20 protein-coding genes are annotated in these 24,895 nt (G+C 60.0%); 9 read left to right on the forward strand and 11 right to left on the reverse strand.

Features of this window, described 5'->3' with window-relative positions; all coding sequences use genetic code 11:
* Window positions 1-4 precede the first annotated feature (4 nt).
* The 3 genes from AC1D00_RS00285 to AC1D00_RS00295 all read right to left on the reverse strand — a co-directional run bounded on the left by AC1D00_RS00285 (window position 5) and on the right by AC1D00_RS00295 (window position 2,923).
* Window positions 5-937 carry a class I SAM-dependent methyltransferase gene (locus AC1D00_RS00285; RefSeq protein WP_477009263.1) on the reverse strand — a complete coding sequence of 311 codons (933 nt, stop codon included), beginning with the start codon at window positions 935-937 and terminating at the stop codon, window positions 5-7.
* Window positions 938-954: 17 nt separating this feature from the next.
* Window positions 955-1,107 carry a DUF5989 family protein gene (locus tag AC1D00_RS00290; RefSeq protein ID WP_092183768.1) on the reverse strand — a complete coding sequence of 51 codons (153 nt, stop codon included), beginning with the start codon at window positions 1,105-1,107 and terminating at the stop codon, window positions 955-957.
* A 172-nt stretch (window positions 1,108-1,279) separates the two neighbouring features.
* Window positions 1,280-2,923 (reverse strand): SGNH/GDSL hydrolase family protein, encoded by a 1,644-nt coding sequence (locus tag AC1D00_RS00295; protein ID WP_477009264.1) that lies wholly within the window; start codon window positions 2,921-2,923, stop codon window positions 1,280-1,282.
* Between AC1D00_RS00295 and AC1D00_RS00300 the strand changes: the two genes are divergently transcribed.
* From AC1D00_RS00300 to AC1D00_RS00310, 3 genes are all read left to right on the forward strand, one after another.
* On the forward strand, window positions 2,916-3,095 hold the full coding sequence (locus AC1D00_RS00300; protein WP_156937115.1) for a hypothetical protein: 180 nt from the start codon (window positions 2,916-2,918) through the stop codon (window positions 3,093-3,095). The genes AC1D00_RS00295 and AC1D00_RS00300 overlap by 8 nt on opposite strands.
* Window positions 3,096-3,218: 123 nt before the next feature.
* Window positions 3,219-4,235 carry an SGNH/GDSL hydrolase family protein gene (locus AC1D00_RS00305; RefSeq protein ID WP_477009265.1) on the forward strand — a complete coding sequence of 339 codons (1,017 nt, stop codon included), beginning with the start codon at window positions 3,219-3,221 and terminating at the stop codon, window positions 4,233-4,235.
* 3 nt (window positions 4,236-4,238) lie between these two features.
* Window positions 4,239-5,645: an MBOAT family O-acyltransferase gene (locus AC1D00_RS00310; RefSeq protein ID WP_477009266.1), complete on the forward strand. Its 1,407-nt coding sequence runs from the start codon at window positions 4,239-4,241 to the stop codon at window positions 5,643-5,645.
* A 22-nt stretch (window positions 5,646-5,667) separates the two neighbouring features.
* Here AC1D00_RS00310 and cysC read toward each other — a convergent pair whose 3' ends face one another.
* Window positions 5,668-7,581, reverse strand: coding sequence for an adenylyl-sulfate kinase (cysC, locus tag AC1D00_RS00315; protein WP_477009267.1), 1,914 nt, complete (start codon window positions 7,579-7,581; stop codon window positions 5,668-5,670).
* Window positions 7,565-8,503, reverse strand: coding sequence for a sulfate adenylyltransferase subunit CysD (gene cysD, locus AC1D00_RS00320; RefSeq protein ID WP_477009268.1), 939 nt, complete (start codon window positions 8,501-8,503; stop codon window positions 7,565-7,567). The genes cysC and cysD overlap by 17 nt, the downstream gene beginning before the upstream one ends.
* A 217-nt stretch (window positions 8,504-8,720) precedes the next feature.
* On the opposite strand from cysD, the gene AC1D00_RS00325 reads away from it, so the two are divergent.
* Together AC1D00_RS00325 and AC1D00_RS00330 are read left to right on the forward strand one after the other, a co-directional pair.
* On the forward strand, window positions 8,721-10,565 hold the full coding sequence (locus AC1D00_RS00325) for a hypothetical protein (protein WP_477009269.1): 1,845 nt from the start codon (window positions 8,721-8,723) through the stop codon (window positions 10,563-10,565).
* A 34-nt stretch (window positions 10,566-10,599) separates the two neighbouring features.
* Window positions 10,600-11,376 carry a sulfotransferase family 2 domain-containing protein gene (locus AC1D00_RS00330; protein WP_477009270.1) on the forward strand — a complete coding sequence of 259 codons (777 nt, stop codon included), beginning with the start codon at window positions 10,600-10,602 and terminating at the stop codon, window positions 11,374-11,376.
* 118 nt (window positions 11,377-11,494) lie between these two features.
* Here AC1D00_RS00330 and AC1D00_RS00335 read toward each other — a convergent pair whose 3' ends face one another.
* The 5 genes from AC1D00_RS00335 to AC1D00_RS00355 form a co-directional block, all read right to left on the reverse strand.
* A complete protein-coding gene (locus AC1D00_RS00335; protein WP_477009271.1) occupies window positions 11,495-12,445 on the reverse strand; it encodes a glycosyltransferase family 2 protein in 951 nt (316 codons plus the stop codon).
* Between the two features lie 39 nt (window positions 12,446-12,484).
* Window positions 12,485-13,975, reverse strand: coding sequence for a hypothetical protein (locus AC1D00_RS00340; RefSeq protein ID WP_477009272.1), 1,491 nt, complete (start codon window positions 13,973-13,975; stop codon window positions 12,485-12,487).
* 101 nt (window positions 13,976-14,076) lie between these two features.
* Window positions 14,077-16,836 carry a hypothetical protein gene (locus tag AC1D00_RS00345; protein ID WP_477009273.1) on the reverse strand — a complete coding sequence of 920 codons (2,760 nt, stop codon included), beginning with the start codon at window positions 16,834-16,836 and terminating at the stop codon, window positions 14,077-14,079.
* Between the two features lie 3 nt (window positions 16,837-16,839).
* Window positions 16,840-17,784 carry a glycosyltransferase gene (locus AC1D00_RS00350; RefSeq protein ID WP_477009274.1) on the reverse strand — a complete coding sequence of 315 codons (945 nt, stop codon included), beginning with the start codon at window positions 17,782-17,784 and terminating at the stop codon, window positions 16,840-16,842.
* Window positions 17,785-17,864: 80 nt separating this feature from the next.
* Window positions 17,865-19,208, reverse strand: coding sequence for an O-antigen ligase family protein (locus tag AC1D00_RS00355; protein WP_477009275.1), 1,344 nt, complete (start codon window positions 19,206-19,208; stop codon window positions 17,865-17,867).
* Between the two features lie 246 nt (window positions 19,209-19,454).
* On the opposite strand from AC1D00_RS00355, the gene AC1D00_RS00360 reads away from it, so the two are divergent.
* From AC1D00_RS00360 to AC1D00_RS00370, 3 genes are all read left to right on the forward strand, one after another.
* The gene (locus AC1D00_RS00360; protein WP_477009276.1) at window positions 19,455-20,750 is read left to right on the forward strand and encodes a glycosyltransferase; all 1,296 of its coding nucleotides are present in this window, start codon (window positions 19,455-19,457) and stop codon (window positions 20,748-20,750) included.
* A gap of 271 nt (window positions 20,751-21,021) precedes the next feature.
* Complete coding sequence (locus AC1D00_RS00365; RefSeq protein WP_477009277.1) at window positions 21,022-21,447, forward strand: SxtJ family membrane protein; 426 nt, start codon at window positions 21,022-21,024, stop codon at window positions 21,445-21,447.
* Between the two features lie 71 nt (window positions 21,448-21,518).
* Window positions 21,519-23,348: a carbamoyltransferase family protein gene (locus AC1D00_RS00370; RefSeq protein WP_477009278.1), complete on the forward strand. Its 1,830-nt coding sequence runs from the start codon at window positions 21,519-21,521 to the stop codon at window positions 23,346-23,348.
* A gap of 226 nt (window positions 23,349-23,574) precedes the next feature.
* Here AC1D00_RS00370 and AC1D00_RS00375 read toward each other — a convergent pair whose 3' ends face one another.
* Complete coding sequence (locus tag AC1D00_RS00375; RefSeq protein WP_477009279.1) at window positions 23,575-24,402, reverse strand: dienelactone hydrolase family protein; 828 nt, start codon at window positions 24,400-24,402, stop codon at window positions 23,575-23,577.
* A gap of 91 nt (window positions 24,403-24,493) precedes the next feature.
* Between AC1D00_RS00375 and AC1D00_RS00380 the strand changes: the two genes are divergently transcribed.
* Window positions 24,494-24,895: type 1 glutamine amidotransferase family protein (locus AC1D00_RS00380; protein ID WP_477009280.1), on the forward strand; the 402-nt coding region annotated here is incomplete at its 3' end.

Raw genomic sequence — 24,895 nt, forward strand, 5'->3', positions numbered from 1 at the left:
CCGCTCAGACCGGCCGCCAGATCGTCTGCGAATAGCCTTCGTGCAGGAGACTGCCGAATTCCACGCGGTGTTCCTTGAGGATTTCGATGCGCCCCTCGTCTTGCAAGGCGTGGAGCGCGCGCGGCATTCCATGCAGGAAGTTACGGATCGCGTGCCCGCGCATGGCCAGATGATCGATGAAATTGGCGGGGTCATACCATTCGTAGATCGGCTCGACGAAAACGCACAGTTTGGGGCGCTTTGCCAGCAGGAACTCGACAAAGGCACCGAATGAATCGGATACCTGTTCGAGGGCGGCAAACGTGTAGACGACGCTGTCGCGGTGAATTTCAATATCGTAGTCGGGCTTGTAGAAATCGAACAGGCGTCCTTCGGTGTTCCAGCCGCGCAATTTCTTCATGTTGTTGATGATCTCGCAGGACGGTTCGGCCCAGTCGAGACCCGTGATTTTCTTGTCCGGAAACATCTGCGCGAGCACGCTGATGTGGCCGCCGGAGCCGCACCCGAACTCAAAGATCTCCTCGCTGTCTGCCAGATAGGTACGGAACAGCCATTCCTGATACACCTTGCGCCAGTTCTGCTCGAAGTTCGGCTCGACCGGCTGGGCAAACCGCCGATACAGCCGGACCGGCACGTTCGGTCGAACGTATTTCGGCGCCAGYGCGTCGACATCGCCTTTGCTCGCCACGAAATCAGTGAGGTTCTCGCCCCATCCCTTGATCCAGCGCGACTTGTCGCCGGGAACAACAATCGAGAATTCCTTGCGGCGGATGCGTTCGAGCAAACCGGTTACGACACCGTCGAGTTGCTCACCTTCGATCCAATCATATCGCCAGTCGCATCGCGCAATCTCCGCAAGGCAGCCTGGCGGCAATTGATCCTCGGGATCTCCCAGAAGGCGCGCGAAGTCCTTCGTCTCAAGCGAATGGCTCGTCATGACCTGATGCTGTCCATCTAGAAAATTGCGTAAATGAAGGGCGCGACCGCAGAGCCTTTCGACAATACGAGCAGCGAGCCGAATAGCAGCATCATGATGAAGATCGGCAGCAGCCAGAACTTCTTCCGTACCCGCAGGAACATCCAGAATTCGCTCAGAAACGAGAGCATGTCCAAACCTCGGAAGCGATGATGCACCGAGTCCGGGCGGGACGCCGACGGCTTTCGCGCATGATTCAACAGGTTCCTGCGAAACTATCGCATGTCCCAGGTCGATCCGGAATAGATTTTAACAATCCCGATTTGCAACCTCCGACAATCGACGGCTCGGCACGCCGAAACGCTAATGAAAGGATGGAAGTCCTAGCGAAATATTCCGCTTCTCGACCGCTCCGGCCGCCAGGTAGTGCTCAATTCCGGACCGGAACATCTTGCTGATGATCGCGTTTCGTACGTCCCCGTAGGGGATGATGTAACCTTCTTCATCCCAGCCGGAGAACCCGCCTCGCCGGTTCTCGAGCGCACCGACCTTCATATAGTGCTCCTCGCCGCTGCCATATTTGCCAGCCTTCACCGCCGCGGCAACGTCCGGGTTTGCTGCCAGATAGGTTTCCTCAATCCACTGCATGGGCATCCCCTTGCGGCGCCCTTCCGCCCGTCCCTGCTTGACGTAGTGCTCATATCCGCTGGCGAAGGCACCTGAGCGGATCAAGGCGGCGACATCAGGATTGTCTTCAAGATAGGCTTTCTCGTTCCAGCTGGGAAACCCGCTGTGGCGGAACTGAAGGAAGCCCACAGACCGGTAATGCTCGAAACCGTTCTTGAACTTGCCCTCCGAGATCAGGGCACTCACGTCCGGATTGGCCGACAAATAGGCGGCTTCCTTCCAATTGTGCGGCGTTCCCGAGATATGGCTTTGGTGCCAGTCCGGCAGCACCTTTCCGGCATAGAGAACGCGCACGATCTCATCCGCCATCCGGCCGGCCATCATCTCGCCCCCGGTGCTCAGCTCGAGAGTTTCGTACTTCATGTGCGCGAGATCCTCGAAAACCTGTTCGCGGGTAAACATCAAACTCAAATCGACATAGTGGTACGACGGGTTGCGGTCGGCCGCAGCCTGCAGCTTCGAACGCACGACCGGATAGACATCGTCCATCCATTTCAGCAACGATGGCTCCGTCCTCTTGATGACCTCCTTGTCCACCTCACCCACGATCTTGTGCTGGAGTGAGAAATAGGGCTGGAGAAATCCAACGAACTTGGCACCCGCTCCTTCCGCGAGATATGACATCGCCAGCTGGTTGCTGACGTAAGTATCGAGCCGTTCGAGTTTCGCGGTGGAATAGCCCTCGCTCGTGGGCCTGCCGGTCTCACCCTGGAACGGATGCAGAGCCTGAGGCGCGCCGAGCAATGGCGAGGCCAGCCGAACTAGCGCAGAACCGGCTGCGAGCTGTTGCAGGACACCTTGCTGCTGTATCTTTCCAGTACGCGGATCGAACGCCTTGGCCATATCGACCTGCGTTTTGTAATACAGCGAGTGCTTGAAAAGGCCTTCTCCGAACCGCAAGATCGTGCGATCGTCCAGCACAAGCATGTCGTTGATCCCGTTCAGCGAGGTCACGACATCGGGCCGGAATTGCATGGCATCGTGCGCCAGAGTGCCGAGAGACACGCTCGAGAAGCCGGCGCCGACCGATGTGTTGATGACCTCCCACTCCTCGTCCGTCCGGAGCTCGAGCGCCCGCTTGAGCTCGCCTCCGAGAGAAGCTTCCTCGCGACACCCCCAGCAAGAAAACCCGACACTGTCGCCCAGCAGGATCGCGCGTCTGACCGATTTGCTGCGCTCGATTTTGGGCTCCGGACCGCGCCACCCCCAACTGTTGATAACAACCGGCACCCAATTGCCTAGCTCGTACCGGAATCCGGGTGTGTTGCGAAATCCAGCCCACGGATGGAAAGCGCCGTATTGATTTTGGACCGTGATCATCGTCGCCTCGGGGGCTGGCGGCGCGATCGAACGCGCCCACCATTCACCGATCACCAGACAGACGGCCGTTAGCAGAAGGGTGTTCCCGACAATCAGCGACGTCGTTCGCAAGAAGCTTCCCAGCGTGGTCAAATACCGCACCGCCAAAACCACCTTCCGCAGGAAAAACTGATAGATTCAGAATAAAGCTGGCCACTGTTGCGCATGTCAATCCCTGGTCGCCGGCAGGCGGTGGACGTCGCCCTCGCGAAACGATACAGGTTGCATCATTGCTGCGATATTCGGGATAGTAGATATGGAGAGCGGGTCGACATCGGGCCAGGGCCGCGTCAGGATCTTCTTATCCGGCGCGTTGACCGTCATCCTGACCCTCTTGATATGCGCCGCCGCCGCCGAGGGCATGCTCCGGCTGAAGAACGCCTCGATGCGGAACTACGATATCGAGATGTGGCGCTATAGCCGCGAGCTCAAGTTTGCCAGCGAGCTTGCCGTCCTCGGCCACGAGCACCAACCGAATGCAAAGGCGACGCTGCAATCGGTCGAAATACGCACCAATGCCTGGGGACTTCGCGGCGGCAACGTCAGCGAGACCCCTGCCCCGGGCCGCCGACGCGTCTTGATGCTCGGCAGCTCGATTGCCCTGGGTTGGGGGGTGCCTGAGGGAAGCGTCGTATCCAGTCTGCTGCAGGCAAAATTCGAGGCTGCTGGGCAAGACGTCGAGATCCTCAATGCCGGCATCGGTAACTACAATACCGAACGCTACGTCGAACGGTTCCTCCACCGGCTGACGCCGCTAAAGCCGACCGACCTGCTGGTTCTTGCCTTCGTCCGGGATGGTGAACCGCTCGAGCAAGGCGGTGGAAATTTTCTGCTGCGCAACAGCCAGCTCGCCCTGACCGCCTGGACCGTGATCAATCGCGTGTTCGGCGAAAGCGGCGAGAAAAGTCTCGTCGCGCATTATCAGCGGATTTATGCGCCGGGTTCATCCGCGGTGACCAGAATGAATGTGGAATTCACCAAACTTGCCGCCTATGCACGGGAGCATCGTATCCGCGTCACGCTCGCGATGGTGCCGGACATCCATAATCTGGATCACTATCCTCTACAGTTCGTTCACGAGATTGTCGCCAAGACCGCCCGCGACAATGGCTTCGCCTATGTGGACCTGCTTCCCGCGCTGAATGGAATAGCTGCCAGCGACATCTGGGCGATGCCCGGCGACCCTCACCCGAACGCGCGGGGACACGCGCTGATGGCAGAGGCCATTTATCCGGTCCTGGCTTCGCCAGTCACGCCTGCCAAGGAAGAATGAGAGGTGCTGTTCAGCTCGCCGGCCTTCATCCTCTTCCTCGCCTGCTATCTGCCCCTGCATTGGCTCACCCCGAAGGATCTGCGCATCTATACGATGATCGCAGGCAGTGCCGTGTTCTATGGGTACTGGAACTGGGCCTACGCGGGCTTGCCGGTCGTTCTCACCCTCGTGACATTCATCGCAACAGCCTGGACGACATCAGCCGCCCCGGAGCGCCGCCGATGGCGGCTCGGCATCAGCGTGCTGATACTGCTCACGCCGTTGTTGTTCTTCAAATATACCAACTTCATCTGGAATGGCGTGATCGGCGCCGTGAGTCGTCTGGCCGGCGTCGCAAACGATGAAAGATTGTTGAGCCTCGGGCTGCCGCTCGGCATTTCGTTCGTCACATTCACGCTGATCGCCTACCTGGTCGATGTCTCGACGGGCAAGTATCCGCATCGAGCATCGCTTCGTTGGCTGCTCGGATATGTGCTGTTCTTTCCTCATCTGATTGCCGGTCCGATTCTGCGTCCCCACGAACTGATCCCGCAACTGCATCGGCAAATGCCGATCCTGCGCCGGAATATATTGCCCGGCCTGGCGCTCTTCGCGGTCGGCCTCATCAAGAAGCTGGTGTTTGCCGACCCGATCGGATCGGTCGTCTCCGAAATCTACGCTCAGCCGGCCGGACTCGGCACGGCCGAATATCTATTCGCACTCTATGGGTATTCGGTGCAGATCTATTGCGATTTCAGCGGCTACACCGATATGGCCATCGGTCTCGCACGACTGATCGGCGTACGCTTGCCGGGCAATTTCCGGCGCCCTTATATGGCGACCTCGATCGGCGATTTTTGGCGCCGCTGGCACATCACGCTGTCCCATTGGCTGCGCGACTACGTCTATATTCCCCTCGGCGGAAGTCGGGATGGCGACGCCAGGACCTTGCGCAACATTCTGCTGACCATGGCGCTGGGCGGTCTGTGGCATGGCGCCAACTGGACGTTTCTGGTGTGGGGCGTCCTGCACGGGGTGGGCGTGGCGGCGAGCCGGCTCCAGGCGCGGCTGCCGTTCGGCGGGCTCAAGCCGCCTCGATGGGTCCTCGTCTTTCTGACCTTTCATGTCGTGGCCCTGCTCTGGGTCTTCTTCCGGGCACAGGATTTCGGTTCGGCACTCACCATACTCTCGGGCTGCCTCTTCTCGTGGTCATTCGCCAACGCATCGGCGTTTCTGACGGCGCACGCGTTCGAGCTCACGCTGATTGTCGGCTTCTTTCTGCTTCACCCGTGGGACGATGCACGCCGCGTGCGCATTGCCGCCCGGAAAGCCCCTCCGCTCGTGGTTTACACCGTCATGGCGGTAGCGTGTGTTCTCGCATATTCGATTGGCTCGCAGAGTTCGAACCAATTCATCTATTTCGAGTTCTAGCGCCGAACAGTTTCCCTGGGGGTTAGACGCCTGGTCGATCCAATACGCCACGCTGCCGCAGAAATTGCATGATCCGGTCGGCGAGACGTTCGGCGTCCTCAACCGCTGTGTTGAGGATCAATTCCGGATCCTCGGGTCGTTCATAGGGCGAGTCGATGCCGGTGAAATTGCGGAATTCACCGCGCCTTGCCTTGCGGTAGAGCCCCTTCGGATCGCGCTGCTCGCAGATATCGACCGGTGTATCGACGAATATCTCGATGAATTCACACTGCTCGACGATGGCACGCGCCATTCGTCGTTCGGCGCGGAACGGCGAGATCAACGCAACCAGCGTGATCAGGCCGGCGTCGACAAAAAGCTTGGCGGTCTCGGCGACGCGACGAACGTTTTCCACCCGGTCAGCCTCCGTGAAGCCGAGGTCGCGGTTCAATCCCTGACGAACATTGTCGCCATCGAGCAGGTATGTTCGCTTGCCCAACGCGTGCAGCTTCCGTTCGAGCAGATTTGCGATTGTCGATTTTCCCGCGCCCGACAACCCCGTGAACCAGAGAATGAAAGGACGCTGGCCATTTAACTGCGCCCGTGCAGCCTTGGTGACGTCGAAATCGGCATGGTGAATGTTGGCGGCGCGGTTGAGGCCGAAGCGGATCATGCCGGCCCCGACTGTCTCGTTGGTAAACCGATCGATCAGGATAAAGCCGCCGGTCGTCCGGTTCTCCTGATAAGGATCGACCGCGATCGGCTCGGCGGTCGCAATGTTGACACAGGCGATCTCATTGAGCGCAAGCTGCCTGGCCGCCAAATGCGCATAATTCGTAACGTCGACGCGGTACTTCAGAGTTGTAATCGTGGCCCCGACGATGCGGCTGCCGCACTTCAACAAATAGCTGCGTCCCGGCAGCAAGGGAGCCTCCGACATCCAGACGAGGTCACAGGCGAACGCGTCGGCGATTTGCGGTGGTTTGTCCGGGCTGGCGAGCAGGTCTCCGCGCGAGACGTCGATATCGTCCGCCAGCAACACCGTGACGGCATCGCCCCCGCCGGCCCGCTCCAGGTCACCGTCCATCGACACGATTCGCTCAATTCGCGTCCGAACGTTGGTCCGCGCAATCAGGATCTCGTCGCCGGGACGCAATTCACCGGACGCCACCGTCCCGGCATAGCCGCGAAACGTCGCATCCGGCCGATTGACCCATTGCACGGGCATCCGGAGCGGCCGCTGCGGCGCATCGGGATTGATCTCGACGACTTCGAGCTGCTCCAGCAGCGTCGGCCCGTGATACCAGGCCATGCGGTCGCCGCGCCGTGTGACATTGTCGCCCAGCACCGCGGATGTCGGTATCGCTACGACGCTCCGAAAGTGAAGAGAAGCCGAGAACCCGGCAAAGGCATCGCGGATTCCGTCGAAAACGCTCTCCTCGAAATTGACGAGATCCATCTTGTTGACGGCGAGGACGATGTCCCGGATTCCAAGCAGTGCGCAGATAAAGCTGTGCCGCTGAGTCTGCTCCAGCATTTCCTTGCCGGCATCCACGAGCAGAACGGCCAAATCCGCGTTCGACGCCCCCGTCACCATGTTGCGAGTGTAATGCAGATGACCGGGCGTATCGGCGACGATGAAACGCCGGCGCGGCGTCGCAAAGTGATGATAGCCAACATCGATCGTGATGCCCTGCTCGCGCTCGGCCTGCAGCCCGTCGAGCAACAGCGCGGCGTCGGGCGCATCACCGGTCGTCCCTGCGACCTTCGAATCCCGCTCCAGCGCCTGCCGGCGGTCCTCGAACACTGCACCGCAATCGAGCAACAGTCGCCCGATCAATGTCGACTTGCCGTCGTCGACCGATCCGCAGGTGATGAGACGCAGCAAGTCGCGCTGGACCGGGCCCGCCCCCCGACCTGACGGCGGCTTGGCTTTCGGGTCAGAAATAGCCTTCACGCTTCTTTCTTTCCATCGATCCAGACTGATCGAAATCAATCAGCCGGCCCTGCCGCTCGGACATCGAAGCCGTCTCCAGCTCGCGCACGATATCGCTGACCGTCGCTGCACTGGACTCGATCGCGCCGGTCAGCGGATAGCAGCCCAGCGTGCGGAAACGGATGTCGAGATCCTGCACCACCTCGTCGGCCCCGATCGGAAGCCGCGCATCATCGACCATGATGAGATTTCCGCCACGCCTTACCACCGGCCGTCGTGCCGCAAAGTACAGCGGGACGACCGGAATATTCTCATATTCGATGTAGCGCCAGACATCGAGTTCGGTCCAATTGGAGAGCGGAAAGACGCGAATGGATTCACCTGGTGCAATGCGGCAGTTGAAGATATTCCACAATTCCGGACGCTGGTTTCTCGGATCCCAGACATGGTTTTTCGAGCGAAACGAGAACACGCGCTCCTTGGACCGGCTCAATTCCTCGTCACGGCGCGCCCCACCGAGCGCAGCATCGAATCCAGGCGCAGCCAGCGCCTGTTTCAACGCGTCGGTCTTCATCACGCCAGTATAGGCAGCGGAGCCGTGCTGAATTGGGTTGATGCCCTGTTCGACCCCTGCGCGATTGACGTGGACGATCAGCTCGAGTCCGAGACGCTCCGCGGTTTCATCGCGAAACTGGATCATGTCGCGGAATTTCCAGGTGGTGTCGACATGCAGCAGCGGGAATGGCAGTTTCGCCGGATAGAACGCCTTGCGTGCCAGATGCAGCATGACCGAGGAGTCCTTGCCGATCGAATAAAGCATGACTGGCTTGCGGCACTCGGCGACGACTTCACGGAAGATGAAGATCGCTTCCGCTTCCAGGCGACCCAGATCGGCGGGTAGATGTTCCATCACCGACATCCCCCCTTGCCGGGGTCGGCGCATCCAGGACGTTCACTTCGTGCAATACATACCGGGAGCATGTCGAAACTTGCCACGCGATCGCGAAACAAACCAGCATGCTTTACTAGTGGATTCCCGGCCACCTCGCCATGGGCTTGGGCTTGGGCTTGGGCTTGGCACCAGGGGCCGACTTACGCAGACTGTTTGTTCCAGTACGGAGTGGTTATAGTCGGAACATGCAACTGATCGGGACGTCAGCTTGACGCTCATTTGGCAATCCGGCGATGTCCCATTCGGGACCGAGGCCACGAGACCGCAGACCGGTTATCGCCGATTCGCATTTGCCGTGCTGGCATTCCTGCTGATTCCTCCGGCGGCGTTCGCCGGCTTCATACTCGCGGTCGACCCGTATTTCATCTGGGGATCGCCGAGCTGGCCCGGCATCAATGTGGTACGCCCCACCTACGAGCCGAAGGTGATCGTGGCCAAGCCATACCAGGTCGCCCGCCTGCACCCGAGTGCCGTGTCATTGGGGAGTTCGCGCGTCGAAGTCGGTATCGATCCAAGGCACAGGGGCTGGACACCGGGCACCGTCTTCAACTTCGCCCTTCCCTCGTCCAATTCCTACGCGGTGATGCTCGCTTTCCTGCATGCGCAGAAGTACGGCGCTCCGCTGAAGCAGGCCGTCGTCGGCCTCGATTTCTTTGCGTTCAATATCAACTCTCCACTTGCTTCCACCTTTCAGGAGCAGCGCTTTGATGAAACCGCTGTTCGGGAATTTGCCGAATATCTCGACGCCGCACTTCGCGACCACCCTAAATCCGCGGCGGTGCCGGTCGCCGCTGGTGACTGGAATGAAGCGCTCTATCTTGCCGTCAATCCCGACGTGAAGGCGGCAATCCTTCGCAAGGAATTCAAATCCGGCCGGGAGCATTTCGAACTCGCCGGCCGCGCCGAAGGCCGCAAGGGAGCCGCCGTGCCTGCGGATTGGGATGAAACCGGCTATCTCCAAGTCAATCCCGACGTCGCCGCCGCCGTCAAGAACAGCACTTTCGTCAACGGCTATCATCATTGGCTCGCAGCAGGACGGGCAGAAGGACGGCTGGGCGGGTTCAGGCCGCCAAATTGGGATGAAGCGCGATATCTCGCCGCCAATCCGTTTGTGCGAATTCGAATAGCGCGCGGGGAATATCGCGATGGCTATCTGCACTTCGCTGCGACGGGCAGCAAACAGGCCCTCCGTGGCRCCTCCCCTTCCACAACCTTGCTCGACCGCTTGTTGATGCAGAACCCGTCGTTGAGCCACGCGGTCTACGTCGCAAGCGAGCAGTTCGGTCTGCTGTTCTCGGCGACAACTCTGCGCGACGCCGTCGCGACACTCCGCCGGCAGTCGGAACCGGCTGATTTTGATTCCCAGGGCATGCGGGTTTGGCACGGCCAGGAGGCGGTCCTGGATCGCGCCGGCGGCGCCACGGCCGTGATCCACATGCTCCTACGAGCATGGAATCCCATACTGATTGCACCAAAGATGCAATACTGCTTCACCAATCCCGAAACGGGAATGACGACGTTCGATCCGTATCGCTTCATGGTCCGGAAGGCCTACACCGACGGCACTGATCTCCGGCTCTTTGTTACACCGCTTCATGCTGTGGTACGCGCCGCGATCGAAGCTCTGGGGCTCGGAGAGCGCTACGCGTTCTGGCTCAAGGAACTCGTACGCATCAACGAAGAGGAAGCAGCGAAAGCCGGACGCCAGCCTTTTCCCGTTTGGGACTTTAGTGCACCCAGCTCCATTACCACCGAACCGATACCGCCGCTCGGTGACCGTTCGCCGATGCGCTGGTTTTGGGAACGGTCGCATTATCGAAAGGCAACAGGCGACCTCATTCTTGACCGGGTGTTCGATTATAGTGGTCCGAGTCGTGCGGTTCCCGCCGATTTTGGGGTCCGCCTGACATCGGCGACCATCGATGCACATTTGGCCGAGGGAGCGAACAGTCTCGCAAAATGGGCCGCGCAATCCGAGCTGGCTTCCAACATAGCCCGTGAAGCAGGCAAACCGAGTAAATTCAACCAGCAGGCCAGTGCAACATGCTGGTAGCCACCCCGCGAATGACTGGTCCCAAGTTGCCTCGATGAACGTCTACAGCTTCGACGATTTGCTCCATCGGCGCGAGCCGTTGGCTCCGCCGCTAATCCACGTCCATGTCCAGAAGTCTGCCGGCTCCACACTGAACGGGCTTCTGATGAAGAATTACAAGATGCGGGTTTCTTCGCGCGGCGTCGATTTTATTCCTCGGTTCACCAAGGCTGAAATCATCACTCTTGCCGGGCCACCGCGATCAGAAGATGATCGGGTCCGCCCAAGCTTTTTCACTGGCCATATCGATCTGGACAACGAAATATTCGGCCTGATGCCCGGCCGCTTCGTCACCGTTGCGGTCCTGCGCGATCCGGTTGAGCGCGTGATTTCCCACTATCGCTTCAACTCGACGCAACCGGACGTGTTCCGGAACACCATCAACAAAGAGGGCATGACCGTCCTCGACTATCACCACAAGTTCGCGGGAGCGATTGGTACCCAGTTCGGCGTATTCGCGCCAAATGGGTCCGTCAACGACGCCGTGCGGCGGCTGGAGCATGAGGTGTCGCTCTTCGGCCTTTCATCGAAGTTTGACGAATTTACCACCGCGCTTTCGTGGCTGCTCGGGTTTCAAACGTGGGTCTACAAATCTTTGAATAGAACGCCTTTCGACGCGGCCAAAGTGAGCCGTGAAGAGGTCACCGAACTGAAAGTCATCCTGGCTGACGACATCGCGTTCTATGAGGAAGCCGTCRCACTTTACGATCGAAGGAAGCCACACCTCCCCTCGTTCATATCCCAGCACGAGTGGACCAAATTCTACACTTAGCCGAGACACCGCGCAGTCGCGGCCCTGGTTGGCTAGTGCCGCCGCTACCCATGATATGCAAATCCAGCGCACCAAAGCGAAACCCGGTAGGTCGCGCGCACACAACCAGAAGTCCAGGCTAGCCGCTGGTAGGGACTCCGATCCTGACGCGCCCGGCGGCATCGCCGGCCGGCTCTATTTCGGTCGGTGGCGCCTCAAATCGCCAAAACTTCGCAAGATGCAGCGTCGTCCGAGGGACCCGAAAGAAAGACCGGCCGAGATAAAACAACACGCCGAACCATCGCTTTTGGCTCGAGCAACACGCCGCACGTTCAATATTCATATACGCCCTGAACCGACGTGCCAGCTTTCCAGAGAGACGATCCGGGCTCTGCTTCGTAAGATACTTCTGGCTCAAGCGCGCGACGGCCCGCGTCAGATGAACCTCGGCAAAATGAGATTCAAAGCCGATCAACGCGGTCGGCTTCTTCCAGACTTTCAGGGCCCCTCCTCGAAGCGCCAACCGCAAGAACCAATCCAAATCCTCGAGACGACGCAATTCAATATCGTAGGGACCAACCGAATCGAACGCCTCCTTGCGCACCAGGAGCGTCGAACCAGGTGCGAACCAGCAACCGCTTGCGAAGTCCAGGGGATCTGAACTTTCGCGGGGTATGCGCGTTTCCAGCCGCCTTGTGATCGAGCTTTCCAGGATGAAACCTGCGGCGTGGACCGCGAGCGGATTCCGATCGATGGCGAAACCAGCCTCGGCGATTTCCAGCCGGGGCGCCAATGTCCCCGGAAGCCAATAATCGTCGGAGTCGAGGAATGCGATCCAATCCGCGCCGGCCGAGGCAATACCGGTATTTCTCGCCGAGCTCGCACCTAGGTTATCGGGATGGCGGACAAGCTTGATTGATTCATTCGAGCGGAGGTCCGGCGGAATTTGGAATGGTGGGTCCGACGCATCATCGACAATAATGATCTCGGTTTGCGAGACCGCCTGGGCGGCGGCGCTCCTCAACGCCCGCTCTCCAAGCTCTTGCCGATTCCTGATCGGGATAACGATGGTCAGTCTTGGCTTAGGCACACGCGCGCATCCACATTGAACGCCATCAGACTCGAGCTATCATCCTGCCCGTTGAAATGCGGGACGGCTGGGATCTGCCGGATCCCGCAGCGCCACGATCTTACTAATCGCCTCGTGGCTCGATCTGATCAGTGGCAGCACGTCGGACAACACAGCCTGCAATCGCTGGTCGGCCATACGCCTGTCGTACTCCTTGACCGCCTCCTGATAGAACCAGATATCATCCTTCATCAAGCTTCCCAAACCGTCCCGCTCCTCCGCCGTCAGCGCTGTCTTCAGCGGAAGCCCGGTCAAATCCTGGATTTCACTCGTGACGTTCGCCGGAGCGATCGCCAATATCTTTGCGCGGCCGAGCAGGTAGCCGGTCAGGGCCGCAAACTCGTCGAAGCGTTCGCTCAATCCGTAGAAGCTGACCTTTGTCAGCAGATTGGCGAGACATTCCTGAACCGTCGCGTTGCCGGTACGAGCGAATACCCCTTTGCCCGTTTCATCGAAGAAGCTGTATTGCGGGCCGATCGCGTCGAGCATTCTGGACGAATATTCCACGAAGGACATGCCCTTGTTGACCACCTCGTCATGCCAAGGATTGGCGGGTCTGCGCAGCGTGAAATTGTAGTTCGACAGCATACGTTCAACGGGATCGCGCAACACCGATACGATCATGTGCGGCATCCAAAGCCGGCGGAACATTGGTTGATCGAGGCGCATATGCCCCGTCATCAAGTAAGCATCACGCGGTGGTGGCGCGGCATAACCTTCAAACCAGCGATCCTCCCGCACGGTGGCAAAGAAATCGTTGGTATTCATATCAAGCGGCACCGGGATAAAGCCCAACTGCCGGAACAGGGCATTGACGGTGTTGCCTGCAGCCTTCGGAATATGAACGTTGAACACCAAGTCCAGTCCGAGGCTCTCCACCTCCCGATTCAACAACTGCTCGAACGTATAGGGCTTGACGGTGGGGCGCGAGGGCTGGTCGCTCCGACTTCCCTCGACGGCATTGACAACGGCAGCCGGCGTGCTCGCCGGCGCCGCCATCATCTGGCGGACGATGTCGTTGAGCGCCGCAAGCTGCATCTGCTGCGCGGTGATCGTCGAATTCAACGCCCCGAGTTGAAGCTGCTGTCCGTGGAGAGCGGCCTCCAGGTTCATGCGGTGCGCCGGAGGCAGATGCTGCGAGACCTCGGCCAATCCAGCGCGGTACTTTTCGCTATCGGCGATCAACCGGTTGACCTGCGCGATCAGCGCGTCGATCTTGGCTTGCATGGATTGAGTCGCGTCACGCGTAGCCGACTGAGCTTGCTGTGCAATCAGTTCATCGATCTTTTCGTGCTCGGTCTGAATAACCGATTCGATCTGCGCGTGCTCCGCACTCAGTTGCCCCCGATCAGCTTCGAGCGCATTGAGCCCGGCCTCGAGCACGTTGAGCGCAGCCTGCTGCTTCGCAATTGCATCCTCCACATTCAACAGTCGCAGCATCACGCGCCGTACGGCCGGAACCTTCATCAGGAGTCGAACGCCACGCCCCATCTAGCCGCTCCTCACAACGTCACAGGCTTGATCCTGAGCGACGACCGCCCCGAGAGCAATCCCCGCGCCTCCGAAACCGTCTGAAAATCGATGCACACCAATCATTCACGCCGGACAGGGCCCCTGCCCAGCCGTGTCAGCCACATCCGCAACGAGGAGATTCCCCATCTTCGTGRCCGCAGACGTGCGTTCAAGCCTTCGCCCTTGGACCATTTGCTGACCGCCGACCATTTTTGGGTACGCACCAGTGCTTGCTTGAAGTCGCCGCGCAATCCGAGGCGCACCGCCTTTTTGAGGTAGATCCAGCGCACATCGCTCGGCGCGCGCAGCCAGATTTCTATTGCACGCAGGATGCCGGAAAACACCACGCGCTCCTGCCCGTAACCACTCTCGGCCAGCAAGCGGGCGATCTGGTCGTCGGCCTGGGCCTTTGCAGACCTGAGGGACCACCACTTTCGCTTTCTCTCGGGGGRATTGCTGATCCGCGAAACTTCGATCATGCGCCGTTCAAGCTGCGTCAGATCTTGCACGGATTCCATGTCCCAGAGCGCCTCATCGATTCGATCCAGCAGCGTCTTGGGAAGCAGGGAGCGGTGGTTCCAGAGCAACCCGTACAGCGCCAACTGATGCGCCTCGTCGTCGACCCGCAGTTTGTGGACGATGTTGGAAAGCTGGTGCCACCCCGCAAGCACCTCCCTCGCCGCCTGTCGCTCGCCGTTCTCCGCAAGGATCGGAACGATGGTATAGACGTGCGTCAGCAGGATCGACGGATTGACGTTCGCGACCGCAATGAAAGCCTCGGCCAGATCGGACGCCAGGCTTGCCGGAAGCTTCGGAACCTTCGCGGCAAGCCGAAGCAGCGTGTCGAAGTGGAGGCGCAACATCGGCAGCCCATGCGGATAGAGCTGCGTGCCACGCCGCAACCACGCGACGCCGCCCTCATTGTCGTTGCGCTTGAGCCTCGCCCAGCCGGCGTAGCCATGACACGCGGCGATGATCATGTCGCGCGTGCTGTAAGGCAGCTGCTTTCGATCACGAAGCTCTGGTGTATTTTCCAGCACCAGTTCGCTGGTCGCAACGTCGGCATATTCGTAGCAGGGAAACACCTCGTCATTGCCATGCAACGTATAGGCAAACGCGACGTCCGCGCCGCGCGGGTCGAAGACGAGTTCCTCGTCCCGATCGATGATATCGAGGAATTTCTGTTCGGCCGCTCGAAAATCCGCGCCGGGTTTGAAGAAGCTCCAATGCGCCTCGTTGAACCGCAGTAACAACGAATTCGGAAAGCGCGCCAGCCCTTCCCTGAAATATTGGTCGGCGCGCGCTGCCCATTTCCCGGCGCTCCTGTTTTCGTGGAACGTGAAGACCGCTTGGGCATGCAAATGGGCGGCGTTGTTGTAATCGATCTCGTCGGACAGATCGTCCGGCCCCACCTTCCCGCCGAAATTTGCAATCTGCTCGCGGATGTTATCGGTACCGAAGCAACCGCAATCGACCGCCGGCGTCAACCATACCAGCCTCCGCTGGCGCTGCCGTTTGGGGACCGGCGTCGCGTGGGGCCAAACCAGTCCCATGAACAGCGCATACTTCAGCAGCCGCTGATAGCTTTCCTCACGCGGCTCGCGAYGAATCGCGAAGCGCTCGTTCACCACGGGCACGACAGTCGCAAATTCGTAATCCGGATGGCCGGCCGCGCAGCGATCCAGATGACCCGCAATATCAGCCGTCATGGTCTCCGCACGAAACGAATAGCAGCCGGGCGCGATCTCGTCGTAGAACGATCCTTCCGGAAACAGCAGAAACGCACCGTTGGAAAGCGCATCCCGCCATCGCGGCGATGGCGAACCGGCGTAACGGTTGACGATGGGGAGGAATTTCGCGTGCGAGACGACTTCGAAATATTCCTTCTCCGGCATATGCCCTTCGATCACCTTGACCTTGTAACGCGGAGCCAGGCTGGAAAGGTTGAACAGGAACCGGGGCTTTTCGGAATGGAACGGCGCCAACGCGGAGCCGGTGAAGATGATATCGACGAGCTTTTCACGATGTGGCGATGCCTCGGGAAACGGCGTCGCTATCGGGTGCAACAGCATATTGGCCGCACAATAAAGACCCGGCGTCCCCTGGCTCAGTTCAAAATGTTCCTGCGAGCAGTTGCAGATCGCTACATCGTAGAGCGCATAATTGTCGGCGTTGCGGTACTGGAAGGCGTCAGAGTCGTGACACCAGATCACCTTCGGAACGGTGACCTTGTGGAAGTCCTTTGCCACCAGCCATTGCGGGCTCAATGAAAAGATCAGGTCTGGCCGCTCGCCCGCGGGCAGGCCGTCGATGAATTCGCTGAACGAGTCCGTCGGTGAATAATCGTAGGCGTTGCTGGCAAGCTGACTTCCGACGTACTTGACCGTGATCGAACCATATTTGTAGACCGGCGCAATGAAGCTCTCCGAGTAATGCTCCGGAAATACGGACAGGATCGCGCCGGGCACGAAGATGGTCACATCGTCGCGCTTGATCAAGGTCCGGAAGGCGGACGCTGCCGGCATGAACTCCGCGCCGCCGACCTTCGCCAATTCCGCGTCCGCTTCCGCATCCCGTTTCAGCGACCAGAACGCGAGCGCCCTGCACAGCCTCGCGCGATCGCCGACGGCTGTCAGGCCATCGAGCAGCGCCAAGCCCTGCTCGAGCAGGCCGCCCAGAATCAGCGCGCAACCCCGCAGCTCCGAATCCGCGGGCGCCATCTGGGCGACGTTCAGGAAATCGCCACGCGCGAACGCGGTGTCCGCCGAACCATACGCAAGGCGGATGTCTTCAGCGGTGAATCGGAATGAAAATTCGGGGGCGATCTTTCGGGAGCTCATGCCTCACTTCGTTTCGGTCAGGCGGAGGCGGTCGATCGCCTTCGCGTTGTAGAGCCTGTGCCGGAGCCGACGCGCCTCCACGATGCTCACGGCGCGAAAAATCCACAAGGGGTCGGCCAATTCTTCGCGAAAAAATGCCTGTGTTGCCTCCTTCCAATGCCGGGCGCGGCACTGATAGATCATGAGCCTTACCATCTCGCGCGCCCGCCAGTTTCGCAGGAAGCGCCGGTCCTCGTCGGAGATGTCCTTACGGGCCAGCCATTGGTCGGCGATACGCACATGCTCCTCCAGGTAGGGCGGCGTAAAGCCCTTGCGAAAGTGCATGGTGCGCGAGTCATCGTGCATTCTCATTTCGGACACGACAACATCGAGCGAACCTTCCCGTACCCCTGCAATGGTCGCCCGCAACAGGAATTCGCGGTCACTGCTTTCCGAAAACATCGGATCGAAATTGCCGATCTGGGAAAATACCGAGCGATGACAGAACCGCGCCGACAACAGAGGCATATCATCGCAGATGTTCTCGAGCGACAACCGGGTCATTTCCTCGCCAACCATCCGGCGCACGACGAGTTCCTCGCCGTCGGGGAGCGTGCAGAACATCTGCGCGCCACCGGTCCAGATTTTCACGTCAGGCCGAGCGGCTGCCTCGCGTGCCAATCGGGCAAGCACGCCCGGGCGAATTCGGTCGTCGCTATGAACGAGCAGAATGAAATCGCCAGTCGACGCTTGGACACCGAGAGCCGCCGCCGCCGTGGCGCCGGCTCCGCATCCGCCGACGAATCTGATGTGCGGATATTTCTGCGCCAGGCGCCGGGTGAAGCTCTCGGTGCCGTCGTGGACGACAATATGCTCGAGTTCGTAAGGCCCTTGATGCTCGACGCTGCCAATAGCTTCATCGACATAGGCCGACGAATCAATGGTCAACGTAATAATTGAAACTCTCATTTAGCTTCCGCGACGAGAACCTGCCCTTTTAGGTTGCCGAACCAGGGCTCCTGCCCTCATTAAACGAACCGCGATCGGTTTCAAAGCCGTGAATGGCCGGACGCATCGGCACAAACCGTACGCGCGTTCTCAGCCGGCAAGCCCTGAGATTCTCCGCTGCATCGCTGCGCTCGAAGGCTCATGCCGCCCGCAATTCCCACGCCCAGCACGTACATCCACCCTTCGACAAAATCGAACAGGTGAGCATTGAAGAGCGAGCTCACCAGATTTTGGACGACGACCAGTAATCCGATCCAGTTCGCCAGGCCCTGGCCGCGGAATAGCAGCAGATGCGCGACCCACATCGCATACAGCGCCGCTATTCCGACAATGCCCCATTGGACCGCCACGTAGAGTGTCTGATTGTGCGGGTTCCTGGTGATCTCGGCGGCAAGCCCGGATTGCCCGACCGCAGCCTGCTCGAACAAATGCCGGATCGAGCCGGTTCCATGACCGATGAGCGGCGCATCCGCGAAGAAGCCGAGCGACTTTTGCCAGTATTCGAGCCTCCTGCCGGTCGATGCGGCAATGTTTTGCTGATAGTCGCGATATTCAAGCGCAAACGCTGCGATCCGGCCCTGCAAATAGGGCGACGTGAACCACACCGTGGCGGCCAGCACGACAAGACCCGCGAACAGCAGCGCCGTCGCTCGACGATCAAGGTGCACGAAGGCCAACACAACCAGCAGCGCCGGGACATAAATCAGCGCCGCGCGTGCCGAGACCACGAACGCCATATTGGCGAAGAAGCCCAGCACCAAGGCCGCGCAGGCCAGCGCCGCCGCGTATCTGCCCTGCTTATAGAAAGTGAAAATGAACGGCATCAGCGCCACCATGCACAGCGCGAATTCCTGACTCTGGTCGATATAGTTTTTTACGGGTACGCCGGGGCTCTTGCCTGGCGCCAGCGCCAGTTCCGGTGCGAACCACACAATCCAGGATAGCCCCATCAGAATCGCGCAGGAGACCAGAAACCCGACGAAAACCCAGGCACTGCGTTGCCAGCGCGCGAAATGGTAGAGCAGGAGCGGAAGGGCCAGCAGCTTGGCGACGGGACTGATACCTTGAAGCCGCTCTTGCCACGGAACATCCGCCCACAGCATTCCAACCAGCGCGAGTGCGACCAAAGCGAGCGGCCACAAACATATCGGATTTGCGAGCAGGCGCAGGAACGCGCGGTGATCGAAGGTCGGGAGCAGCGGGACCAGCGAGAGCAGCCAGAATCCAAACAATATCGCGACGGCGCTCGTGGACCAGGGCAAGGCCACCGCCGCGAGAACCACGAGCAGATTGGCCTCAAGAGGCATTGCGGCCAGGCTGAACTTGGAAGCAACAAGGGCCGCCCAGTTGGAGACCGTTGATGTGCGACGCATGGCCTCAGTCATGTGCGACCGTTGGGCAGGCTTCCGAGGTCCCGAGACGGCGCCGGTTCCATGGGGCTGGCCGGCAGCGCTTTCGGCGACCGATTGAATTTCTCCCTCATAACAACCGTATGCTGGATGCGACCAAAATTCCGTTTCCTGGGGACCTCGATCAGGCTGGGTACGTCATTTTTTCAGTGAATGCGATATTTGGGTAGCGGTTTGTTTAGGAACCGTCCACCCTTCAAGGGGAAGGCCTCGAAAGGCAACATGATCCAGAGTAGGCAAATGGGCGGGCGGAATTCCGAGCGTCAGGAAGACTTGATCCCGGAATTCGAGGGCCCCCGATATTGCGGATCCGGATATCGGGTCCTCGTGATTTGCAACGATGGCGCCTACTTTCTTCGCCATCGGCTGTTGGTCGTCACCCATCTCACATCCATCGGTGTCGATGTAACGGTTATCGCTGGCGGCGATCCAATTCCTGCAGAGAGAATTCGGGGCTGGAAATATATCCATGTGCCGATCGAGCGCTTCAGATTCGATCCACTTGGCGATGCGGCGCTGATGATTCGGACGGCGCGGACGATCCACGCGTTCAAGCCGCATGCCGTGCATCTCGTAACGCTCAAGCCCGCCATTTTTTCCGGATTTGTGTCGATCGTCTCGCGTTTTCTCCATGGGGACCCGAAACAAGTTCTGATCACGCTTCCGGGTTTGGGCCGGATGATGTCGCCGAAGGCCCCCGGCCAACGGCGCTACCCGGTCGCAAGCACGCTTACGCTTCTGGCATTTCGAATGTTGTCGCGACGGGATTACGTACACTTCACTTTCGAGACAAGGCACGATTGCGAATTCTGGGCGGACCGGGGCATTGCCAACGACAGGAATTCATCCCTCATCGACGGCGCCGGCGTGGACCCCAATCTGTTTTATCCGCTGGAAATCCCACGATGCTGTCGCACAACAAAGGTCCTGTTTGCTTCCCGGCTCTTGAAGTCGAAAGGCTTGAGCACTTTTCTGAAGGTGGCGCATGACCTGTCGCATCGTAGCGACGTGGAGTTCGTCGTCGCCGGCGTTCCGGACGATCACGATCCCGACGCGATACCGCACCGCGATCTCGAACAAATGACGGAAATCCGTTTCCTCGGCCACGTCACGGATATGCCGAACCTGCTCCGGCAATGCGACATCGTTTGCCTGCCGACAAGGTATGGCGAGGGAATCCCCCGCATCCTGATCGAGGCCGCAGCAACCGGCCTGGCGTCGATCGCCTCCAGCCACCCCGGATGCCGTGAGGCGGTCGAAGATGGCGTCACAGGGCAAATCCTGTCGGCGACGTCGGACACCGAAATGAGGCGGGAGCTATCTGATGGCATCGTCGAATATCTCGAAAGTCCCGACCTGCTGAAGCAGCACAAGCAGGCGGCCTATCGACTCTTCCAGTCGCGGCAGTTCGACCAGGCTGCGGTTGCCGACCGCTTCACAAAACTCCTGGGAGTGCCAACCGCAGGGGACGGGGCCCGGGCGGAACCTTTTCTTGAAAAACAACCCCATGCACAGTAGACGACCCCAGTTAAATCAATAGCTTAGCGGAGCCAAAAAATGGCGCCTGTCGCGCACCGTCGGCAGCTCCGATGCACCAGCCTTTGCTGGGATAACAGCTTGACTGGCCTGCTCGGAAGGGATTGGCTCCCGGCCTGATTGACTCGGCTCGCGTTCCAGTGGCATGCACTTCATGCACAATCAGAAACGTTTGAAGCGAAGCCGAGCCAAACGATATGACTGCCACTACGCACCACGGTTTTTTGGCTTCTGATGCGGGCGCTGACTAAGGGTGGAGCAGAACACTCACGAGCTTTTCTCCCGCGAGGAGCAAGTGGTTGTCGGCTCCGACCGGACCTTTGGATGGGTGATGGCTGCCGCGCTCGCGCTCGTCACCCTGTTCAACAGCTGGCATGCTGGCCGCCTGTGGCCATGGACGTTAGCCCTTGCCGCGGTGTTCGCGGTCATTGCCGCAATCCGTCCCGCCACACTGCACCCGCTGAACCGTGCCTGGACGAAGCTTGGTCTGCTCCTGCACAAGATTGCCAATCCCATCGTGATGGGGCTGATCTTCTACGGTACGATCCTGCCAACCGGCCTCGTCATGCGCTGGAGCGGCAAGGATCCGCTGCGGCTGAAGCGTGACGCGAGCACCGAGAGCTACTGGATTCGCCGCACGCCCGGCCCTGCGCCCGAAACCATGCGAGATCAGTTCTGATGATCGATTTGTTCCCCGCAATCCGGCGCGTCCTTCGCGCGGCGCCACCTATCAACACGCTGCCTTGAGACATGCGCGTTCTCGGCATCTCGGCCTTCTATCACGACAGCGCGGCGGCTCTGATTGAAGACGGCCGCGTCATTGCTGCGGCGCAAGAGGAACGCTTCACCCGAAAAAAGCACGACGCGTCGTTTCCGCACCATGCCATCGCGTACTGTCTGGAGGTGGCAGGCGCGAGGCTTTCCGACATCGATCAGGTCGCCTTCTACGACAAGCCGTTCCTCAAGTTCGAGCGGCTGCTCGAGACCTACGTCGCCCTCGCGCCGCACGGTTTCCGCTCCTTCCAGATGGCCCTGCCGCTCTGGCTGAAGGAGAAACTGTTCCAGAAGAGCCTGCTGCAGAAACATCTCGCCAAATTCGATGCTGACTTTCCCCTCGACCGGCTCCTGTTCACCGAGCACCATCTGAGCCACGCGGCAAGTGCGTTTTTCCCGTCCCCATTCGAGAAGGCCGCCGTGCTCACGATGGACGGCGTCGGTGAATGGGCGACCACCTCGGCGGCGATGGGGGACGGCAACCGTCTCGAGATATTCCAGGAGATTCACTTTCCCCACTCGCTCGGCCTGCTCTACTCCGCCTTCACGTACTACACCGGCTTCAAGGTCAATTCGGGCGAATACAAGCTGATGGGACTTGCTCCCTATGGCGAGCCGAAATACGCGCAGCTCATCCTCGATTCACTGATCGATCTGAAGGCGGACGGCTCGTTTCGCCTCGACATGTCGTATTTCGATTATTGCACCGGGCTGACGATGACCAATGACCGGTTCGCCAAATTGTTTGGGCAGCCGGTGCGTTCGCCGAACGAACTGCTCACGCCGTTCCACATGGATATCGCAGCCTCCATCCAGGCAGTCCTGGAGGAGGCGGTACTTCGCTTGACCCGCAGCCTTGCGCTTCAGACCGGCGCACGCAATCTGTGTCTTGCCGGCGGCGTTGCGCTCAATTGCGTCGCCAACGGCAAGGTGTTGCATGACGGCAGATTCGATTCGATCTGGATTCAGCCGGCCGCCGGTGACGCCGGCGGTGCAGTTGGAGCTGCACTCGCTGCCTACCATCAGTTCAGACAACAACCGCGCCATATCGCGGCCGGCGACGGCATGTCCGGCGCTTTTCTGGGACCCGAATTCTCGCAAGAGGTGATCGAGCAGCGGCTGCGCGCCGCCGGCGGCCGCTTCGATGTACTCAGCGAAGATGCAATGATCGAGACGGCGGCGGCGGCGCTGGCCGACCAGCTCGCGGTCGGCTGGTTTCAGGGCAGGATGGAATTCGGCCCGCGCTCGCTCGGCGCACGCTCGATCCTGGGCGATCCGCGGTCGCCCTCGATGCAGAAGAACCTCAATCTCAAGGTGAAGTTTCGAGAGAGCTTCCGGCCGTTTGCGCCGGCGGTCACGCGCGAGGACGTTGCGGATTGGTTCGAGCTCGACGGCGACAGTCCGTACATGCTCCTGGTTGCCGGCGTCAGGGGTGACCGGCGTCACATGATGAGCGCGGACGAGCAAGCATTGTTCGGCATCGACAAGCTCAACGTGGTGCGCTCGACGATCCCCGCGGTGACGCATGTCGACTATTCCGCCCGAATCCAAACGGTGAGCGCCGACACCAATTTGCGCTTCCATCGCTTACTGTCTCGTTTCAAGGCGCTCACCGGTTGCCCGGTGCTGGTCAACACCAGCTTCAACGTTCGCGGCGAACCGATCGTCTGCACACCAGAGGATGCCTTCCGCTGTTTCATGGGTAACGAGCTCGACATGCTGGTGGTCGGCAACTGCATCCTGAGAAAAGAACAGCAGGATCCCGCACTCAAGCGTGACTACAGTGCAGCCTTCTCGCCGGACTGAACGTCCGGCATGGCATGGTGGCTCGGATTGCCACGCCTCGGCGAAGCCCTAGGACCCACCAGCCGCCGACCCATTCCTCCCCGCCCCTCTTTTCGTCCAACGCATCAGGGGCTCCAGCCATGGCCTCCTGGCCATGCGCTCCGTTATGACCTGTGCCCACACATCCATTGCGCCCATCAGTGACCCTTCCCTACCGGGTTATGTGCGCCCCTCCACAGCCGAAGCATCAACACGATGTGGGTTTCAGGCGCTTCCGGAAGAAGGCGAGAATCTCGTCCCGGGCAGCGAGCGTTGGCTGCCCCACCTCATCGACAAGATGAACCGTTACGACACTGTGGGGCGTCTTCACGAACTGCTCGAAGAACGGCGGCTTGGGTCCGGTATTCGCGGCAGTGTCGGGCAAGACGCGACCAATGAAGCGATCGCCGAGCGCGGCCTGGTAGGCCGCAAACCGTTCGGCGCGGCAGAATGAATCGCCCGCAAACCGGTAGGCAAGGACAGTCAGATCTTCTCGTTCCAGCCGCGAACGGACTTGTCCCAGTTCCTCGGCGGAGCTCTCGATGCCTCCGGGATCGTCCAACGGGAGCGACGGCTGGGAGACGACAGGAGCCAGCAGCACCGACTCCAGCATCATGTTCAGCGCGAAGTTGCCGGTAAAGCACATGCCGATAGCGCCGACACCCGGCCCGCCGCTCTCGTCATGGGCCAGCCTGGCGAGCGCCCGCAACCAGTTGGACACGGGGCTCGATGATCCGCCGCCAAGTGCGCGGAATTCCGCACTGACGCACGCGCGCCGAAAGACGCCGACAGCGGTCTCGGCGTCCGGAACATCGCCGTCCTTTCCAAACAGCGAAGGCATGTAGACCCGGAAGCCGGCATCACGAACCCAGCGAGCGAAACGCGCGACGTGAGGGCTGATACCCGGCATCTCGGTCATGACGATGACGGCTGGTCCCCCGCCCGCCATGTAGACCGGTTTTGTCGCCCCCTCCAACGTGAGGACCCGCTGGTCGAAATCCGATAGATCGTCAGGCTTCAGCAGCGCATCGCTCATGTTGTCCTCCGGAAAAGGTTGCACAGACGGTATTTCCCGGGCATTTATTCCGACAAGTGTCAAAACTGACATTAATCGGGTCTATTTTGCCATGCTGCTCGTTGACGTTCTCGTCCTGAAAGGCGCCTCCGCTGCCAGCGTCGCCATCACCTTCGAATTGATCGCAGTAGCCAACGGCATTCGTGCAAGGGCCGGACGACCGTCCTGCTTCGACGTCAGAATTTCCGGTTCCGGAGCGAGATGGGCCACGAGGCTCGCAAGGCTTTCCTCGAAGGAAGTCGCCAGCAGACCCGCGGATGTGGTGATCGTCCCCGGCCTGGCCTGGATGGATGAGCAACTCATTCGCGAAGGATTGCAGCGGCGGGACGCCGAAACGGCGAGGAAGGCTCTGCAGGCGGCCTTTCGATCCGGAGCCGAAATTGCCAGCTCCTGTTCGGCCGTATTTCTGGTCGCGAGCGCCGGGCTGCTGGATGCCCGCCGTGCAACCACGACC

The sequence above is a fragment of the Bradyrhizobium sp. P2_E8 genome (assembly GCF_056403875.1).

Excerpts from the sequence above, each read along its gene's own strand:
- AC1D00_RS00290 (WP_092183768.1), bottom strand. The coding sequence starts at position 1,107 with ATGCTCTCGTTTCTGAGCGAATTCTGGATGTTCCTGCGGGTACGGAAG.
- AC1D00_RS00295 (WP_477009264.1), bottom strand. The coding sequence starts at position 2,923 with ATGATCACGGTCCAAAATCAATACGGCGCTTTCCATCCGTGGGCTGGA.
- AC1D00_RS00305 (WP_477009265.1), top strand. The coding sequence starts at position 3,219 with ATGGAGAGCGGGTCGACATCGGGCCAGGGCCGCGTCAGGATCTTCTTA.
- cysD (WP_477009268.1), bottom strand. The coding sequence starts at position 8,503 with ATGCGCCGACCCCGGCAAGGGGGGATGTCGGTGATGGAACATCTACCC.
- AC1D00_RS00340 (WP_477009272.1), bottom strand. The coding sequence starts at position 13,975 with ATGGGGCGTGGCGTTCGACTCCTGATGAAGGTTCCGGCCGTACGGCGC.
- AC1D00_RS00350 (WP_477009274.1), bottom strand. The coding sequence starts at position 17,784 with ATGAGAGTTTCAATTATTACGTTGACCATTGATTCGTCGGCCTATGTC.
- AC1D00_RS00355 (WP_477009275.1), bottom strand. The coding sequence starts at position 19,208 with ATGACTGAGGCCATGCGTCGCACATCAACGGTCTCCAACTGGGCGGCC.
- AC1D00_RS00360 (WP_477009276.1), top strand. The coding sequence starts at position 19,455 with ATGATCCAGAGTAGGCAAATGGGCGGGCGGAATTCCGAGCGTCAGGAA.
- AC1D00_RS00370 (WP_477009278.1), top strand. The coding sequence starts at position 21,519 with ATGCGCGTTCTCGGCATCTCGGCCTTCTATCACGACAGCGCGGCGGCT.
- AC1D00_RS00375 (WP_477009279.1), bottom strand. The coding sequence starts at position 24,402 with ATGAGCGATGCGCTGCTGAAGCCTGACGATCTATCGGATTTCGACCAG.